This window comes from Collinsella aerofaciens (assembly GCF_015552075.1).
GTDB lineage: Bacteria > Actinomycetota > Coriobacteriia > Coriobacteriales > Coriobacteriaceae > Collinsella > Collinsella aerofaciens_Y.
Genome location: NZ_JADNDZ010000114.1, coordinates 1 through 16,050, shown reverse-complemented (window position 1 = coordinate 16,050; position 16,050 = coordinate 1). Strand labels below are relative to the sequence as shown.

Annotated in this window: 12 protein-coding genes; all 12 read right to left on the bottom strand. The window is 58.8% G+C overall.

Annotated features, from left to right (window positions below; genetic code table 11):
- Positions 1-3: 3 nt before the first annotated feature.
- Positions 4-2,661, bottom strand: coding sequence for an alanine--tRNA ligase (alaS, locus tag I2D41_RS08860; protein WP_195364275.1), 2,658 nt, complete (start codon positions 2,659-2,661; stop codon positions 4-6).
- Between the two features lie 440 nt (positions 2,662-3,101).
- Positions 3,102-4,514: an AI-2E family transporter gene (locus I2D41_RS08855; protein WP_195364274.1), complete on the bottom strand. Its 1,413-nt coding sequence runs from the start codon at positions 4,512-4,514 to the stop codon at positions 3,102-3,104.
- Positions 4,511-5,302 carry an RNA polymerase sigma factor SigF gene (locus tag I2D41_RS08850; RefSeq protein WP_022094589.1) on the bottom strand — a complete coding sequence of 264 codons (792 nt, stop codon included), beginning with the start codon at positions 5,300-5,302 and terminating at the stop codon, positions 4,511-4,513. The genes I2D41_RS08855 and I2D41_RS08850 overlap by 4 nt, the downstream gene beginning before the upstream one ends.
- A 1-nt stretch (position 5,303) precedes the next feature.
- Positions 5,304-5,681 (bottom strand): ATP-binding protein, encoded by a 378-nt coding sequence (locus tag I2D41_RS08845; RefSeq protein ID WP_195364273.1) that lies wholly within the window; start codon positions 5,679-5,681, stop codon positions 5,304-5,306.
- Positions 5,674-6,267 (bottom strand): hypothetical protein, encoded by a 594-nt coding sequence (locus tag I2D41_RS08840; RefSeq protein ID WP_195364272.1) that lies wholly within the window; start codon positions 6,265-6,267, stop codon positions 5,674-5,676. Before I2D41_RS08840 ends, I2D41_RS08845 begins: the two co-directional genes overlap by 8 nt.
- A 74-nt stretch (positions 6,268-6,341) precedes the next feature.
- A complete protein-coding gene (locus I2D41_RS08835; protein ID WP_195364271.1) occupies positions 6,342-7,691 on the bottom strand; it encodes a replication-associated recombination protein A in 1,350 nt (449 codons plus the stop codon).
- A 61-nt stretch (positions 7,692-7,752) separates the two neighbouring features.
- Positions 7,753-9,000, bottom strand: coding sequence for a deoxyguanosinetriphosphate triphosphohydrolase family protein (locus I2D41_RS08830; protein WP_195364270.1), 1,248 nt, complete (start codon positions 8,998-9,000; stop codon positions 7,753-7,755).
- A gap of 31 nt (positions 9,001-9,031) precedes the next feature.
- Positions 9,032-9,454 carry a prepilin peptidase gene (locus I2D41_RS08825; protein ID WP_195364269.1) on the bottom strand — a complete coding sequence of 141 codons (423 nt, stop codon included), beginning with the start codon at positions 9,452-9,454 and terminating at the stop codon, positions 9,032-9,034.
- Between the two features lie 80 nt (positions 9,455-9,534).
- Positions 9,535-10,830, bottom strand: coding sequence for a glycosyltransferase family 2 protein (locus tag I2D41_RS08820; RefSeq protein ID WP_195364268.1), 1,296 nt, complete (start codon positions 10,828-10,830; stop codon positions 9,535-9,537).
- 82 nt (positions 10,831-10,912) lie between these two features.
- A complete protein-coding gene (locus I2D41_RS08815; RefSeq protein ID WP_195364267.1) occupies positions 10,913-11,926 on the bottom strand; it encodes an RluA family pseudouridine synthase in 1,014 nt (337 codons plus the stop codon).
- Positions 11,926-12,453: a signal peptidase II gene (gene lspA / locus I2D41_RS08810; protein ID WP_271741690.1), complete on the bottom strand. Its 528-nt coding sequence runs from the start codon at positions 12,451-12,453 to the stop codon at positions 11,926-11,928. Before lspA ends, I2D41_RS08815 begins: the two co-directional genes overlap by 1 nt.
- A gap of 293 nt (positions 12,454-12,746) precedes the next feature.
- On the bottom strand, positions 12,747-15,524 hold the full coding sequence (gene ileS / locus I2D41_RS08805; RefSeq protein ID WP_229042313.1) for an isoleucine--tRNA ligase: 2,778 nt from the start codon (positions 15,522-15,524) through the stop codon (positions 12,747-12,749).
- Between the last annotated feature and the right edge of the window lie 526 nt (positions 15,525-16,050).

Sequence of the window (16,050 nt, the reverse complement as noted above, 5' to 3'; positions counted from 1 at the left end):
TTCTTAGGCGCCGAGCGCGGTCTTGGCGGCCGCGAGGGCATCGGCGATGCCGGCAGCATTCTTGCCACCGGCCTGGGCCATGTTGGGACGGCCACCACCGCGACCGTCGACCAGACCCGCGATCTGCTTGATCACATTACCGGCGTGGAACCCGGCCTTCACGGCGTCATCGGAGCCGGCAGCGAGCAGGGCCGGAGTGCCCTTCTCAGTCACGCTGGCGACGACACAAGCGACAGGGCCGGCGACCTTCTGGTGCACGGTATCCCATACGTTGCGCAGGTCGGCAGCCTCAAGGCCCTGGAGCTCAGCAACAACGAGCTTGTAGCCATTCAGCTCGACAGCACCCTCGATGGCGCTGGAGATCGCATCGGAGGAGCCACCAGTGAGCGCCTTCTTGAGCTTGTTGGACGTCTCGCGCAGCTCGGCCTGCAGGTTCTCCACGCGGGCGGGAACCTCGTCGACGCGGCACTTGAGCGCAGCGGCGGCGGCGTCAACGAGCGCCAGGCGGTCGGCCATGTAGTCGAGGGCACCCTTAGAGGTCACGGCCTCGATACGGCGGACATTGGAGCCCGTGGAGGACTCGGAAATGATCTTGAACAGGCCAATCTCGGCGGTATTGGCGGCATGAGTGCCACCACAGAGCTCGCGGGAGAACGGCTGGTCCTCGGCGCCCACGGAGACGACGCGGACAACATCGCCGTACTTCTCTCCAAACAGAGCGACAGCGCCGGCAGCCTTAGCCTCGTCGATGCCCATGACACGGGTCACAACCGGCTTGGAAGCGAAGATCTGCTGGTTGACCAGGTCCTCGACAGCCTTGAGCTGCTCGGAGGACAGGGCCTCGAAGTGCGTGAAGTCAAAGCGCAGGTGCTCGGGCGTCACCAGCGAACCGGCCTGGGAGACATGCTCGCCCAGGACCTGCTTAAGGGCGGCGTCGAGCAGGTGGGTGGCGGTGTGGTTGCGGCGCAGGAAACCACGGCGCTCGGCGTCGAGCGCGGCGGTCACGGTAGCACCGACGGTCAGCGTGCCCTCGGCAACGTGGGCGACGTGAGCATACAGGCCGTTGTGGTTCTTGGTATCGGAAACGGTCAGCGAAACGCCCTCGGCGGAAAGCTCGCCGGCGTCACCCTGCTGGCCGCCCATCTCGGCGTAGAACGGGGTGCGGTCGAGCACGACCTCGACGTTCTCGCCGGCGGCAGCGGACTCGACGGACTCGCCGTTGCGAACGATGGCGACAACCTTGGCACCCTCGATCGCATCGTTGTCATAGCCGTCGAATTCGGTCGCGGCGACCTTGTCGGAAAGCTCGACCCACACGTCGTTGAAGCTGCCCCAGGCATCGCCCTTGACGTTGGCACGAGCGCGGGCCTTCTGGTCCTCCATGCAGGCGGTAAAGCCGTCCATGTCGACATCGTGGCCAGCGGTGCCCGCGATCTCGACGGTCAGGTCGATGGGGAAACCAAAGGTGTCGTGCAGCTTAAAGGCAACATCGCCCGGAAGCACAGCACCCTCGGCAAGCGCTGCCAGGGCCTCATCCAGGTAGACGCGGCCGTTGTCGAGCGTCGTGGAGAAGCGCTCCTCCTCGGAGGCGACAATACCCTTAACGAGCGCGACGTTCTTGAGCAGCTCGGGATAGGCCTCGCCCATCTGAGCGTTAACCTCGTCGATGAACTTGGTCAGGAAGGCGCCCTCGATGCCCAGCAGGCGGCCGTGGAACACGGCGCGGCGGAGCAGGCGGCGCAGGACGTACTCGCGGCCCTCGTTACCGGGCAGGATGCCGTCCGAGATCATAAAGTCGACGGCACGGGAGTGGTCGGCGATGATGCGCAGGGAGCGGCTGGCGCCGGAGTAATCGTCGGCGTCATAGGTCTTGCCGCTGATCTCCTCACCGAGCTTGATGAGGTGCTGCATCAGATCGCCGTCGTAGTTAGCGGTCTTGTGCTGCATGATGGCGGCCATGCGCTCAAGGCCCATGCCCGTATCGAGGTTACGGTGCGGCAGCTCCGGCATGGAGCCGTCCTCCTGGCGGTCGTACTGGGTAAAGACGAGGTTCCAGAACTCCAGGAAGCGGTCGCAGTCGCAGCCAGGCTTGCAGTCGGGGCTGCCGCAGCCGACCTCCTCGCCCATGTCAAAGTAAATCTCGGAGCACGGGCCGCAGGGGCCAGTGGGGCCAGCGGCCCAGAAGTTGTCGTCCTCGCCCAGGCGGGAGATGTGGTCCTCAGCAACACCCAAAGAACGCCACACGTCGTGGGTCTCGTCGTCCTCGGTAAAGACGGTGAAGTACAGGCGGTCGAGCGGCAGCTTGAACTCCTTGGTGATGAGCTCAAAGGCCCAGGCGCAAGCCTGCTGCTTGGAGACGCCGCCAAAGGAGAAGTCGCCGAGCATCTCAAAGAAGGACAGGTGACGGCCGTCCTCGCCGATGCAATCGATGTCGTTGGTGCGGACGCACTTCTGGCAGGAGATAGCGCCGATCTCCTTCATGGTCTTCTTGCCCTGGTAGTACTCCTTAAACTGGTTCATGCCGGCGTTGGCAAGCAGCAGCGAAGGATCGTCAGGGACGAGGGACGAAGAAGGATAGAGCTTAAGACCGCGCTCCTCAAAGAAGTTGAGGAACTTGGAGCGAATCTCGGCCGTAGTCATTGACGGGTAGTCAGCACTCATAGAGGGAATCTCCTCGGTTTCACATCGAAACAGTTCAAACGTAACGATATTACCATCCCGCCGCGCCTGTGCAAAAAAGAGGGTCGCCAAACAGCGACCCTCCAGCGAAAGTGCACGTTATTTAGTACTGCGCGATCCTTTGAAAAAGGACTGCTGTATAATTGCATATAAGATTCACCCGGAAGAAGCGATCGATGAAAAGCAAACGATTTGTCCTGAATGCACTTCTGGTTGTAGCACTTTTAGCGCTCTTAGCCTTCTCATGCTGGTACGCAAACCAACCATCATTTGGATACGTATTGTATACAGTAATGTCCGGCGATAAGGCTTATTACACTCTACGCGCAATTGACGTTCTCTTTTTCTATGTAGCCGGCCCCTTATCAATCGCTTTGGTCGCGTTTCTTGTCATTTACAACTTCAAGAAACGTTAATAGAACCTATTTAGAATCCGAATCGTCCATGGAGCCGTCGATACCTGTTTTGGTATCGTCGTCCGAATTGGAATCATCGTCTTTGGCGAAGGGGTTTTTGAAGAAACCCGTCGCATCGGGTTGCAGGTCCGAAAGCTTGATCCAAGGATTATCGAGCTCGGGCTTGGGCATAGCTTTAGCCTCGGGCGCAGTCTCGTTACCGATGAGCTCGGACTCATAGATGAACGTATCGTCCCCAAGCGCGTCGTAGGCGGCGACCGGGTTGCCCTCGGCATCGCGATACGGCGTGCCCTTAAACACGGCGCCGTCATAGGCCACAAGCTGGCGGCCGGTCTCATTCTCGAAGTAGTACACGAAGATACCCTTGAGGGCCGCACACAGAGGGATAGCAATAATCATGCCGATGGGGCCCATAAGTGCCGAGCCAATAACGAGCGCCGTGAGGCTCATGATGGGATGCACCTGCACCGAGCTCTGCATGACCTTGGGCGAAATCACGTTATCGGTGACGTTTTGCGCGACCATCGTCACGATGAGCGTCCATAACGCCAACATGGGGCTAAACATGAAACCGAGCACTGTGGCGATTGCTGCGCTCACCCAGGGACCGACGACCGGAACCAAATGCATGATGCCGGTAAAGATAGCCATGAGCGCCGCATACGGATGGCCGATGATCATAAAACCGATAAAGGCGAGGAAACCACCGCAGATGGACGTCACGACCATACCGCGCATGTAGCCGCCGACAGAGCGAAAAAGGATGGCGACCATAAAGCGGTACGAGGTCTCCTTCTCCTGACCGATGATGGTGCAAATCTCGTGGTGCATGCGAGGATAATCGCAGGCCATCCAGTAGGCAAGCACCAGACCAAGGAAGATCACGAACAACTGCGAGGCCGTATTGGTGATGAGCGGGAACACACCGCGGCCAAGCTCGGCAGCGATCTGAGACACATACTTCGATGCCACGGTAACCAGCGACGAAAGATTATTGTCCAAATACTCCATGAGCGGCGTGTTGTTGAGCGTCTTGACATGCGAGACCATCTCGTTGAGGTCGCCACCCGCAACACGAAGCTGCTCAGGCAGGCGGCTCAGGACTTCCATGATCTGACCAAAAAGAATCGGCGACAAGATGCAAACAACACCGACGAGCACGGCAACAACAACAATAAGCGCGATAAGCGAACCGATGCCACGATTCACGCCATGATGCTCGAGCCAATTGGTGATCGGGGACATCACAAAAGCAATGATGGAGCCGACGGCGAGAAACTCGATAACCGGTGCCAGGATGCCCATAAGGTTAAAGATGACGGCGGCGATGACAATGCAGCCGACAACAGCCCAAATGCGCAGCGTCAGAATGCGGGTGTCGCGCAGCACGCGATCGGTTTGTTGGGGGTGCTCACTCATGAACGAATCATCACTCCGTCGGGGTCGATCTTGTCCTGAATCTTCTTAAGCGTGCGGCGCAGCAGACGCGAAACCTGCACCTGAGAAATACCCAGCTTCTTGGCGATCTCGATCTGGGTCATGCCCTTCACAAAGCGCAGCTCGATCACCTCGCGCTCGCGCGGCGAGAAATCACGGATTGCTTCCTCGATCACCAGGCGGTCATCGGTAAAGTCGAGCTCGTTGTCGTCGTCGGCATAACGGTCGAGAATCGAGGGGGCATCGTCGGAATCGGACGCACCAGGAGCCTCGATGGGCACCGAGGTATAGGCCGAAGACGATTCCATAGCCTCGAGGACCTCATCGACAGTCACATCTAGATACTCAGCGATCTCCTCAACCTTGGGCGAACGCTGAAGCTCGTTGGTGAGCTTATCGGTAGCCTGGTTGACCTTGGCCGAGAGCTCCTGCAGACGGCGCGGAACGCGCACGCTCCAGCCCTTATCGCGGAAATGACGCTTGATCTCGCCCAGAATGGTGGGTGTTGCAAACGTCGTGAACTCAAGCCCGCGCTCGGGATCAAAGCGGTCGATAGCCTTGAGCAAACCCAGATAACCAACCTGCATCAGGTCGTCGAGCGGCTCGCCGCGGTTCTTAAATTTGTTGGCAAGAAACCTTACCAGGTTCATATGGGACATGACGAGCTGCTCGCGAGCGTCCGGATCACCGGTCTCTTTATAGCGACGAAACAGCTCGCGGGTTTTCTCCTTGTCCCAAGCGGTCTTACCGCTCCGGGAACGTTCGGTCATATTAGATATCCGCCTTGAGGTCGAGGGAAAGCGTCAGGGGCGCCGCAGTCTTTTCGTAGGAATCGCACACGCTCGCCAAAATGAGCTCGGCATACACGGCAGCCTGGTCATCCTCGTCGACAGAGGCCTGATCGCCAAAGGTAAAGGTCATGCCAACGTGAGACTCGTCGACATCGAATTTGATGGTGATGTCGTCGCAGTCGACCGCGGTGCACCCAAAGATGAAAGCCTCCTCGGCAGCCATGCGGATGTCCTCGATACGATCGACAGACATGGAGCACAGGGCACCAACATTGGCAGCCGTCATGCGCACAAGGCGAGCGAGACGCGGGTCGCCGGCAACGGTCAGCGTGATGGGGCAGGTTGTTTCGCTACTCATCGCAGGACTCCTCAGAGGACTCGGCGGGCGTATAGGTGTAATACTGAGCCGGCTTGGCTGCGGGCTTCTGAGCCGCATCCGCACCACCGGCGGCCTCGTCCTCGGCCTCACCGATCAGAACGCGCTCGGTAGGCTGCTCGGCCTCGGCGGCGGCAGCTGCTAGCTTGCGATCGGCGTCGGCTGCAGGAGCCTTCACCTTATTGAAGAGCTTCTGCACGGCGCCGGCCGCAGAATCAGTCACGCTCGATACGGCATTACTGGCCTCGGCCATACTGCCCGTGACCTCGGAGATGTCGCGAACGACCGCCTCAACCTCAACGAGGTTGGACGTCAGGGCGTCAACGGCAGTCTTGCTCGACTTGAGGAGCGGCTCCATCTGGGCAAGTGCCGGCGTAAGCTCGTCAACGGCGCCGTCGAGTTTTGCCACCACGGGCTGCGCCTCGGCAATCGTATTGTTGAGGTCGGTTACCGTCTTGTCGAGCGAGTCGACAACGGTGCGGGTTTTGCGCAGGGTGAGCGCAAGCTCAACGATAGCCCACACGCCGGCAACGGCGAGCAGCAGCAAGGCGATTTGAATGGGACTCATACAAGCCTCCCAAAGGAATCGAAATACAGACTTTGTTCATGGTACCCCAAAGGGGACGGAAGATTCCCAAAAGCTTACTTTGGCGCCCTGCCGCTACGGTCGCGCTCGCTTTGCTCCACACGCCATTCTTCCCAACCGCGGCCGGCAGGCTGCCAAAAGGCACCACGCTCCAGGCCTTCGGGCAAATAGCGCTGGTCGACCCAACCTTCGGGATAATCGTGTGGGTACTTGTATAGACCGTACTCGTCGCTGCCGGGACGGTGACGATCGCGAAGATAACTGGGCACCTCGCGCAATCCGCTACTATGGATATCGGCCAGCGCCGCATCGATCGAAGCCTCGCACGCGTTGGATTTAGGCGCCAAGCACACATAGAGTGCAGCCTGAGCCAGGTTAATTCGGCACTCGGGATAGCCAATGACCTCGGCAGACTTAAACGCGGCTTGCGCCACCAAAAGCGCCTGCGGATCGGCATTGCCAACATCCTCAGAAGCCTGAATCATAATGCGGCGGGCGATAAACTTAGGATCCTCCCCCGCGTCGATCATGCGCGCGAGCCAATAGATCGTGGCATCGGGGTCGCTGCCGCGCATGGACTTGATGAACGCACTGATAATGTCATAGTGCATGTCACCGTTTTTGTCATACGAAAAACCGCGGCGCGGGTTGGCAATCTTCACGTCATCGACGGTGATGGGATAACGCTCCCCTGCCGCCGGAGCCGGCGTCCCCTCGGTATCGGGACGCGTGACGGCAATCTCACTCGCCAGCTCGAGCGTCGTGAGCGCGGATCGAGCGTCGCCCGCAGCCAGCGTGCAGATGGTCTTAACCGTATCCTCATCGGCCGAGAACTTGCCACCCAAACCCTGCGGCGCCTTAAGCGCACGCGCAATAAGCGTGGCGATATCCTCGTCTTTGAGGTGCTCAAGCTCCACGACGCGACCACGTGAGAGCAGTGCCGAGTTGACCTCGAAGTACGGGTTCTCCGTCGTAGCGCCAATCATAATGACGGTACGGTTCTCAACTGCATGCAGCAGGGCATCCTGCTGCGACTTAGAGAAGCGGTGAATCTCATCGATGAATAGAATGGTGCGGCGGTCGTACGTATTCAGGCGCGTCTTGGCCTCATCAATCACGCGGCGCAAGTCCTTCACGGTGCCCGTCACAGCGCTGACCTCGACAAACTCGCTCTTGGTATGGTTGGCGATAATGTGGGCCAGCGTCGTCTTACCCGTACCGGCCGGCCCGTACAGAATCACGCTCGAAAGCACGTCGTGCTCGATCGCGGCACGCAACCATGAGCCCTTACCGACGGCCTTTTGCTGGCCCACGTACTCATCGAGCGAATTGGGTCGCATGCGCACCGCGAGCGGCGCATTTTTAAAGGAACGCTCGCGCGTCGAGGCAGAAAAAAGGTCGTCCATAGCCATCCCGTGCATCAATCAAAAACGTTTTCAACTAACCAGTATACCGAATATATACGAACTACCGTTCGTTAATATAGGTACGGTGCGGAAACTCCAGACCAGGGAACAGCTTGCTCGTCAGTTCGCAGAAATAACCGTCCGTCATGCTCGCAATGTAATCCACTACGGTCTGATCTTTATCGTCCTGCCATGCATAGGTACGGTCGTAATAGGAAAGCTGCTGCTTAATGCGCGAAATGTGGTGTTTAAAGATGTAGGAAGACTCGTCGCCTTCGTTTATATCCTGCAGGCAACGGTCATAGAGCTTTTCGAACGCCTCGCGCAGCTCCGCTTCGGAGTCGCCTTCGATGCCGCCCTTGCTATAGATCTTCTCGTAGTTCTCGCGCTTGGCCCGGCGGATTTCCTCAAACAAGTCCTCGCTCATCTCGATGCGCGGCTTGCCGTAACTGTGCTCAACGATATCGATGGAGGCGTGTGTAAGGATCCAACTGTTGTATGCTCCGCCCAGGGCATCGTCAAAAGCATCGGGCGACAGCAGGCCTGCCGCAATGGCATCCTGGCGATCGCGCCCGACGTAAGCAAGGATATCCGAGATGCGAACGACACAGCCCTCAAGCGTCATGGGACGCAGGTGCTCAATTGCGCTATAGCCCGTGGCAATGCAATCCTCGACCGTCTGATCGAACTGGTCAAAGGAGCTCATGTCCGAGAGCTCAAACACGCGTTGCTCGTACTCGCCGTTATGGCATAGCACGCCATCGAGCGTCTGAAGCGACACATTACGGCCGTACAGCGTGTCGAGCACACGAACTGATTGCACGTTATGGAAAAAGTAACGACCCGTGCGCTCGTGGTAAATATCATTGAGGAATCGCTCACCGGCATGGCCAAAGGGCGTGTGTCCCAAGTCGTGGCCCAGGCCAATCGCCTCGATTAGATCGCAGTTGAGCCCCAGGGCGCGACCGATATCGCGCGCAATGCGCGAGACAAGCTGCACGTGCAAACCGCGGCGCGACAGATCATCATTGCTACGGAAGCTAAAGACCTGCGTTTTGCCTGCATAACGCGTGTACGCCGGAAGATGAAGTATCTTTTCGGTATCGCGCATAAACGCCGGACGCATAAGCGTGCCTTTGTCGGCGGCGCGATCAATACGACGAATGACCTGATCGTCGTTGCAACGATACGGGTTGACATAGCCCGAAGCACGATCGGCGGAAATGCGCTCGACAAGTTCGGGCGACAACGCCGAGGGAATACGGTCCATGCGCGCCTTAATGACGGCCGTTTCTTGATTAGTTGCCATGGCATGCTCCTTAAGAAGGAAGCGCAATCGGTTACAAAGTGCAGCCCACGACCTCGATTATGGCAAAAATCGGCACCAAAAACGGCAGCAATGGCAGGAAGCGCGATTTTGTGATAACACAGGAGAGGGCAAGGACCAGGAGCGCGACGGCAAATGCCACGATGCCACCCATAGGGTCGAGCGTGCAAAGCGCGAAGAGTGCTTTGGCGTCCCCCATGCCAATGCCCGAGGTTTGGCGAAAACGACGCCAGAGGGACTCAGTCAGCACAAGGGCAAGGTAGACGATGACCGCAAGACCGGCATGATCAAGCGCCGTGTTAACGCCTTTGTCGAGCCAAACGCCCACTAACGCCGTCACCGCACACGCACCGGCAAGCTCATTGGGAAAACGTCGCTGACGGGCATCAATCGCCGCGCCGGCAAAGATGCAAATCCAAAATGGGATATAAAACATCGAGCACCTCCTCGAGCTGCATCGCAAAAGCAAAAACCACCGCAAAGGGCCTGTCCCCTTTGCGGTGGTTTTGGTGGTGGTTATTTGGCGCCTTGCATGACCTCGTCAAGGGTAACGTTGACGGCGTGCCGCGTCGGCACCCAGTCGACCTTCAGGAACAGCGCGGCCACCGTGATGGGGATATAGCTGAACATAAAGATCGGGAAGGTAAACAGGTTAGTCACCAGACGCCACTTTTGCGCGCAGTGAATATGCTTGTACTCAAAGATAGTCGTGAGCAGCGCCAAGATGAAGAACGTCTGATACATCATGGCGAAGGTCATAATGAGCGAAGCGGCGCACGCCTGCATCTCGACTTCGGTAGCCAAGAAGCCGTGCGAAAGACCGCCCACGATCAGGAACGTCGCATTGGCGAGCATGGAGATCAGGGACAGCAGCATACCCGGGGCGATGGTCATAAACATGTCGTAGGCGGCAAAGCGATGGTAGCGGAAGGTTGACTTGACCAGATGCTTACCGTAGGTAAAGAACACCTGGTAAAAGCCCTTGGTCCACCGCATGCGCTGTTTCCAGGACGCCTTAAACGTCACGGGCTGTTCGTCAAAGAACTCCGCCGGCGCATAACCGATGCGAATGCCGTGAATGGCGCAGAACGTGGTGAACTGAATATCCTCGGTCAGCGTATGGAACTGCCAACCGTGCATGCCCTCGATAACGCTGGCGGAGATGAGGTAGCCCGAACCCGAGACAGCGCAAGAAGTCTTGCAGATATTGCGCGCGTTGTTGAGAAAGCGCGCCTCGCGCAGGTACCAAGTAGCATTAGCTGCCGAGATCCACGAGCTGCCAAAATTCTTGGAGTTACGATAGCTCGTGACCACATGGAAGCCCTGGTCAAAGGCATCGTTCATCTTGGACACGTAATCGCGGGATATGACGTTATCAGCATCGAAGATAAAGTAGCCTTCAAACGTGTCGGGATACTCGTTAAGGATGCGGTCGAAACCAAAGTCCATGACCCAGCTCTTACCCTTACGGGCAAGGTCGTTGCGCTCATAGACAATGGCGCCCGCCTCGCGCGCAAGCTGTGCCGTGTTGTCGGTGCAGGCGTCGGCGACCACGAAGACCTCGATAAGCTCGGACGGATAGTCCTGATCCTTGATGGAGCGAACGAGGTTGGCGATCACAGCCTCCTCATTATGCGCCGCGATAAAGAAGGCATAACGATGGAGTTTTTTGGCCTTGGGAGGCGCGACCTCGCCACGAAGAGCGCCAATGACAAAGAAGACCACCTGGTACAGAAAGCAGACCGTGAGCAGCGTGACGACAATCTGGTTGAAGACCACGATGGGTGTGTTGGTTTGTAAAAAGGCGAGCATGCAGGCTCCCGAGAACGCGTTACGTAAACAACCGTATATCTTACCGCAGGCTTACCGAGTTCAAGAAACCACCTAATACTGGCTAGGCTTCGAGAAGACCGAGCTGCGGAACGATTTCATCTCCAGCGGCAGTACGACCGAGTGAGCGAGGAGCCAGGTCGTCGAGAACCGCGGCAAGATCCCACGGCAGCTCATCGCGGCACTCAATACGCTCCCCCGTCACGGGATGGTCGAATGCGACGCGCCAGGAATGAAGGAATTGCCTGGTCAGACCCTGATCGGCGCGTGCATCGCACTTGCCGTAGAGCGGATCGCCCACGCAGGCATGGTTGATATGGCGCATATGCACGCGAATCTGATGTGTGCGGCCCGTAAACAGGTGGCACTCGACGAGCGTATAGCCGTCGTCAAAACGCATGGAATCGAAGCGCTCGAGGACCTTAAAGGTCGTAATGGCCTGGCGCGCGAAAGGATCGTCAGAAACCGCCATCTTGACACGGTCGCGCGTCGATCGGGCAATACCGGTGTTAATGGTTCCCTCGTCCATGGCGATGTGCCCGTGGACAAGCGTGATATAGCGGCGGTCGAGTGTGCGCGTACGGATAAGATTTTGGAGCGCGCGCTGGGTGTCGTCGTCCTTGGCCGCAAGCATAAGGCCCGAGGTGTCACGATCCAGGCGATGTACGATGCCGGGGCGGTCCTCACCCTGCACGGTGCCCAGATGGTCGATGCCACAGTGATAGACCAAGGCGTTCGCAAGGGTGCCGCTCTCGTGGCCATGGGCTGGATGGCACACCAGACCGCGCTGCTTGGAGAGCACGATGAGGTAGTCGTCCTCGTAGCGGATATCGAGGGGAATGGCCTCGGGAATCACGTCGGTCGGATCATGCGGTTCGGGCAGGTCGACCGAGATACGGTCGCCGGAGCGCACGGCATACTTTTTTGACAGGCATGTCTCGCCGTTGACGGCAACGGCACCGCCCTCAATCAGATGCGCGCAAGCAGAGCGCGTGGGGCAGCCGTCGTTGGCGCCCAGATAGGCGTCGAGACGCTGACCAGCGGTATCGTCGGCAACGAGAATATGGATGTCGGCCATTAGCGCTCATTCCTTTCGCGAATCTTGCGGGCACGCTCCCCACGCTGCTTGGCCTTGCGCTTGACGCGGGCCTCGTCACGGGCGTTAAGCTCGGCGGTCGCATCGACCTCACGGGCGGCGGGGCTCAAAAACATGTAGCCGAAGAGGGCAAGCACGACGCCCACGGTAATGCCGATATCAGCCAAATTGAAGACGGGAAAGTCGATGAAGGTGGTGGCAATAAAATCGGTCACGAAGCCAAAGGCCAAACGATCGATCGCATTGCCAATAGCACCGCCCGCAACCATCGCCATGCCCACGACCTCTAGGCGAGCGAGCTGAGGCGCACGAACCAAGTACACGGCAATGGCGGCAATGACCGCAAGCGCCAGCACGGCAAACGCGATGCCATGCCCCTCGCCCATGCTAAAGGCAGCACCGATGTTACGCACGAAAAGGAAGTCGATCACACCGGGGATAACAGTCACATGCAGAGCATCGCCAACGGCACGAACCGCAAGCTTGGTCAACTGGTCAAGAAGCAGCACAACCAGCGCCACCCCACCAGCAACACCCAGCCGCCAACGCAAAGGCGGCGTCATATCCCGAGTACGACCCAAATCAATCCCCTACCCTCAAGAACATCGAACAACGTCTAACGCAAATAACCATCTTATATTGCCACACGCAGAGCGCGCGACATATTCGCTAACGTCAGATAAATAACCAGCATAAAAGAAAGCGGCATTCCGAATAACGGAATGCCGCTTTTATTCAGCGGAGCAAATGGGCCGAAGGCGCCCAGATTCTCCCTATAACTAAAATGCCGAGTTACAGTGCCTTAAAGGGCATTCGCGCAGCGCTTGCAAATGTGGGCGTGGCCGTTGTACTCGCCGACGGTGGTGCGGTAGTTCCAGCAACGATCGCAGCACTCGCCCTCGGCTGCGTCGATGGCAACGGAGAGCTCCTCGCCCTGGGTCAGCTCAACATCGGAGACGATGTAGAACTCGGCCAGGTCAACGGCCTTATCGCCGGTCAGCAGCGCATACATCTCGGCGGGAACGACCGCCTTGACACGGACCTGCTGGCTCTTGGTGAAGGTGCCGACGGAGCGGGCATCCTCAAGGGCCTTGGTCACGGCGCTACGAAGCTCGAGTGAAGCCTCGAGCACACCCTCAAACTCATTGGCCTCGTCAACCGTGATGGGCGACTTGTACCAATCGAGCAGCGCGGCGTACTTCTGGTGGTCGACGCAGCCGGCGGGCGCATAGGCCATGGCCTCGTCGACGGTGTAGGACAGAATCGGCTGCAGATCGCGCATGAGCATCGAGAAGAGCTCGGCCAGCACGGTCTGGGCACTGCGGCGCTCGAGCGAACCGGGCTTGTCGCAGTACAGACGATCCTTCAGGGCGTCGAGGTACACGTTTGAAAGCTCGGTAACCACGAAGTCGTAAAGCGCACGGTAAGCGCGCGGGAACTCGTAGCAAGAGTAAGCGTCGTCGACCTCGGCCTGGACCTGGGTCAGACGGGCAACCATGAGCTTGTCGAGCGGCAGCAGGTCGGCAAAAGCGACGCCGTCGGTCTCGGGCTCAAACTGGCCCTCGAGCTCAGAAAGCAGGAAGCGCAGCGTGTTGCGGAAGCGACGGTAGGCATCGGACGTACGAGCGAGAATCTCGTGGTCGATGGAGACGTCGGAGCTAGTATCGACGGAGGCGACCCACAGGCGGATGATGTCGGCGCCCATCTCGTCACAGACCTTGTTGGGGTCGATGACGTTGCCGAGCGACTTGGACATCTTGCGGCCCTGGCCGTCGAGCGTGAAGCCCTGCGAGACGACTGCCTTGTACGGAGCGTGGCCGTTGGCACCCACCGAGGTAAGCAGTGAGCTCTGGAACCAACCGCGGTGCTGGTCGGAGCCCTCGAGATACACGTCCGCCGGGTACTCAAGCTCGGGGCGATACTCGCAGACGGCCTTCCAGGAGACGCCGGAGTCCCACCACACGTCGAGGATGTCCTTATCGGCCTTGAGGTGATGGCCGCCGCACTTGGGGCAGACGCAGGCCTCGCCCAGGTAGCTCTCGGGAGCGTCGGTGAACCAGGCGTCGGAGCCCTTCTCGTGGAAGAGCTTGATGACGGCGTCGAGTGTGGCGTCGTTCATGACCTTCTCGCCGCAGTCGGCGCACGTGTAGCTGGGGATAGGCACGCCCCAGTTGCGCTGGCGGCTGATGCACCAGTCAGGACGCTGCTCGACCATGGCGCCAATGCGGTTGGCGGCGTGAGCCGGATACCACTTGACGTTCTCACGGACCTCCTTGCCGGCCTGCTCGCGCAAACCGGTCTTGTCCATCGAGACAAACCACTGGTCGGTAGCACGGAAAAGCACAGGGTGCTTACAGCGCCAGCAGTGCGGATAGCTGTGCGTGATCTTCTTCTCGAGGACCAGGGTGCCGCGCTCGCGCAGGAACTCGATGATGTGCGGGTTGGCCTCATCGGTATCCATACCGCTGAAGGGGCCACCGGTGCCAAACTCCTCACCGGTGTAGAACTTGCCGTCGTCATCGACCGGCATGCAGATGTCGGTGATGCCCTCCTTGAGGCAGGCAAAATAGTCGTCGACGCCGTGGCCGGGCGAGTTGTGGACGATACCGGTACCGTCATCGACACCGACGTAATCGGCCAGCAGCGCCACGCCCTCGACACCGTCAAAAATCGGCTGCTTGTAGTGGATATGGTGGAAGGTCTCGGCAGGAACCACATAGGGCTTGCCGTCGACCATAACCGGGGTGTACTCCCAGCCAAACTCCTCACAGCACTTAGGAGCCAGGTCCTCGAGCATAACCTCGGCACGGCCGTCGTGCTCAACGGCGACGTAGGCGGCGCCGGGCTTGAGGGAAACGGCCTGGTCAGAGGGGATGGTCCACGGCGTGGTCGTCCAGATGATAAAGTCGACCGGGCCATCGAAGTTCTCAAGGCCGGCGGGCTTGGAGGTCATCTCGAAGCGCACGAAGATGGACGGGCTCGTCTCGTCGGAGTACTCGATCTCGGCCTCGGCGAGGGCGGTGTGGCAGTGCTTGCACCAGTGGACGGGCTTGTGACCGCGATAGATCATGCCCTTGTCGAACATGGCCTTGAAGACCTCGATGTCGGCGGCGTCATGCTGGTGATAGAGCGTCAGATAGGGGTTGTCCCAGTCGCCGAGCACGCCCAGGCGACGGAAACCGGCCTTCTGCAGCTCGATGTTCTCGACAGCGAACTTGTTGCAGAGCTCGCGGATCTTAGCCGTGGAGGTCTGGTTGAACTTCTCGGTGCCGAGCTTCTCCTCGACCTTGTGCTCGATCGGCTGGCCATGGCAGTCCCAACCGGGGACGTAGGGAACCTCATAGCCCTGCATCATCCAGTAGCGGTTGATCATGTCCTTGGAGATCTTATTCATGGCGTGGCCGATGTGGATCGGGCCGTTGGCGTACGGAGGGCCGTCGTGCAGCACGAACTTCTTGTGACCCTCGTTCTTCTTCAGAACCTGCTCGTAGACCTTGTTGTCCTGCCAGTCCTTGAGTCGCTTAGGCTCGGACTTGGAAAGACCGGCACGCATGGGAAAACCGGTCTTGGGCAGATTCATCGTCTGCTTGTACTCGTTTGCCACGGTACCCCTTTCATGTCGTGGGCGCGCACGCCCTCTGGGCACCAAAAAAGCGCCCGTCCCTACAAGCTGGGACGAAGCGCCACAAAACGGGCGGTAAGCCCGCAAAAGCTCTTCGCTTAACCACCCAGCTTAGATGCCCTCGCCCGCGTGATAGCGCGCTCGCATCCGTTACTCGGCTGGCCTGTATCGACGACCATCTCGGCGATATCTACTAAGACGAACCTACGCGGCGCGTCCGTTGGGACCGCAGCTCCGGGGTGATTTTCATCGGTCGCATGCACGGGATCTCAGCGCTCCCCGCTCTCTGTAACATGCGGACGGCCGACTACTCGTCCCCATCAACGCTTATGCGGAGTATGCTAGCACGTTCCGCACCGGCGAAAAACCCTCAACACTGGTTTTATACGTTCGAAATTTCTTGCGGCCGTGGACCTTCTCTTGGAGCAAAATACCTGTAAGCACTTTATCGAACGAAAGAAGATTGCTATGCGCACGATCGGAA

Excerpts from the sequence above, each read along its gene's own strand:
- alaS (WP_195364275.1), bottom strand. The coding sequence starts at position 2,661 with ATGAGTGCTGACTACCCGTCAATGACTACGGCCGAGATTCGCTCCAAG.
- I2D41_RS08855 (WP_195364274.1), bottom strand. The coding sequence starts at position 4,514 with ATGAGTGAGCACCCCCAACAAACCGATCGCGTGCTGCGCGACACCCGC.
- I2D41_RS08850 (WP_022094589.1), bottom strand. The coding sequence starts at position 5,302 with ATGACCGAACGTTCCCGGAGCGGTAAGACCGCTTGGGACAAGGAGAAA.
- I2D41_RS08845 (WP_195364273.1), bottom strand. The coding sequence starts at position 5,681 with ATGAGTAGCGAAACAACCTGCCCCATCACGCTGACCGTTGCCGGCGAC.
- I2D41_RS08840 (WP_195364272.1), bottom strand. The coding sequence starts at position 6,267 with ATGAGTCCCATTCAAATCGCCTTGCTGCTGCTCGCCGTTGCCGGCGTG.
- I2D41_RS08835 (WP_195364271.1), bottom strand. The coding sequence starts at position 7,691 with ATGGACGACCTTTTTTCTGCCTCGACGCGCGAGCGTTCCTTTAAAAAT.
- I2D41_RS08830 (WP_195364270.1), bottom strand. The coding sequence starts at position 9,000 with ATGGCAACTAATCAAGAAACGGCCGTCATTAAGGCGCGCATGGACCGT.
- I2D41_RS08825 (WP_195364269.1), bottom strand. The coding sequence starts at position 9,454 with ATGTTTTATATCCCATTTTGGATTTGCATCTTTGCCGGCGCGGCGATT.
- I2D41_RS08820 (WP_195364268.1), bottom strand. The coding sequence starts at position 10,830 with ATGCTCGCCTTTTTACAAACCAACACACCCATCGTGGTCTTCAACCAG.
- I2D41_RS08815 (WP_195364267.1), bottom strand. The coding sequence starts at position 11,926 with ATGGCCGACATCCATATTCTCGTTGCCGACGATACCGCTGGTCAGCGT.
- ileS (WP_229042313.1), bottom strand. The coding sequence starts at position 15,524 with ATGAATCTGCCCAAGACCGGTTTTCCCATGCGTGCCGGTCTTTCCAAG.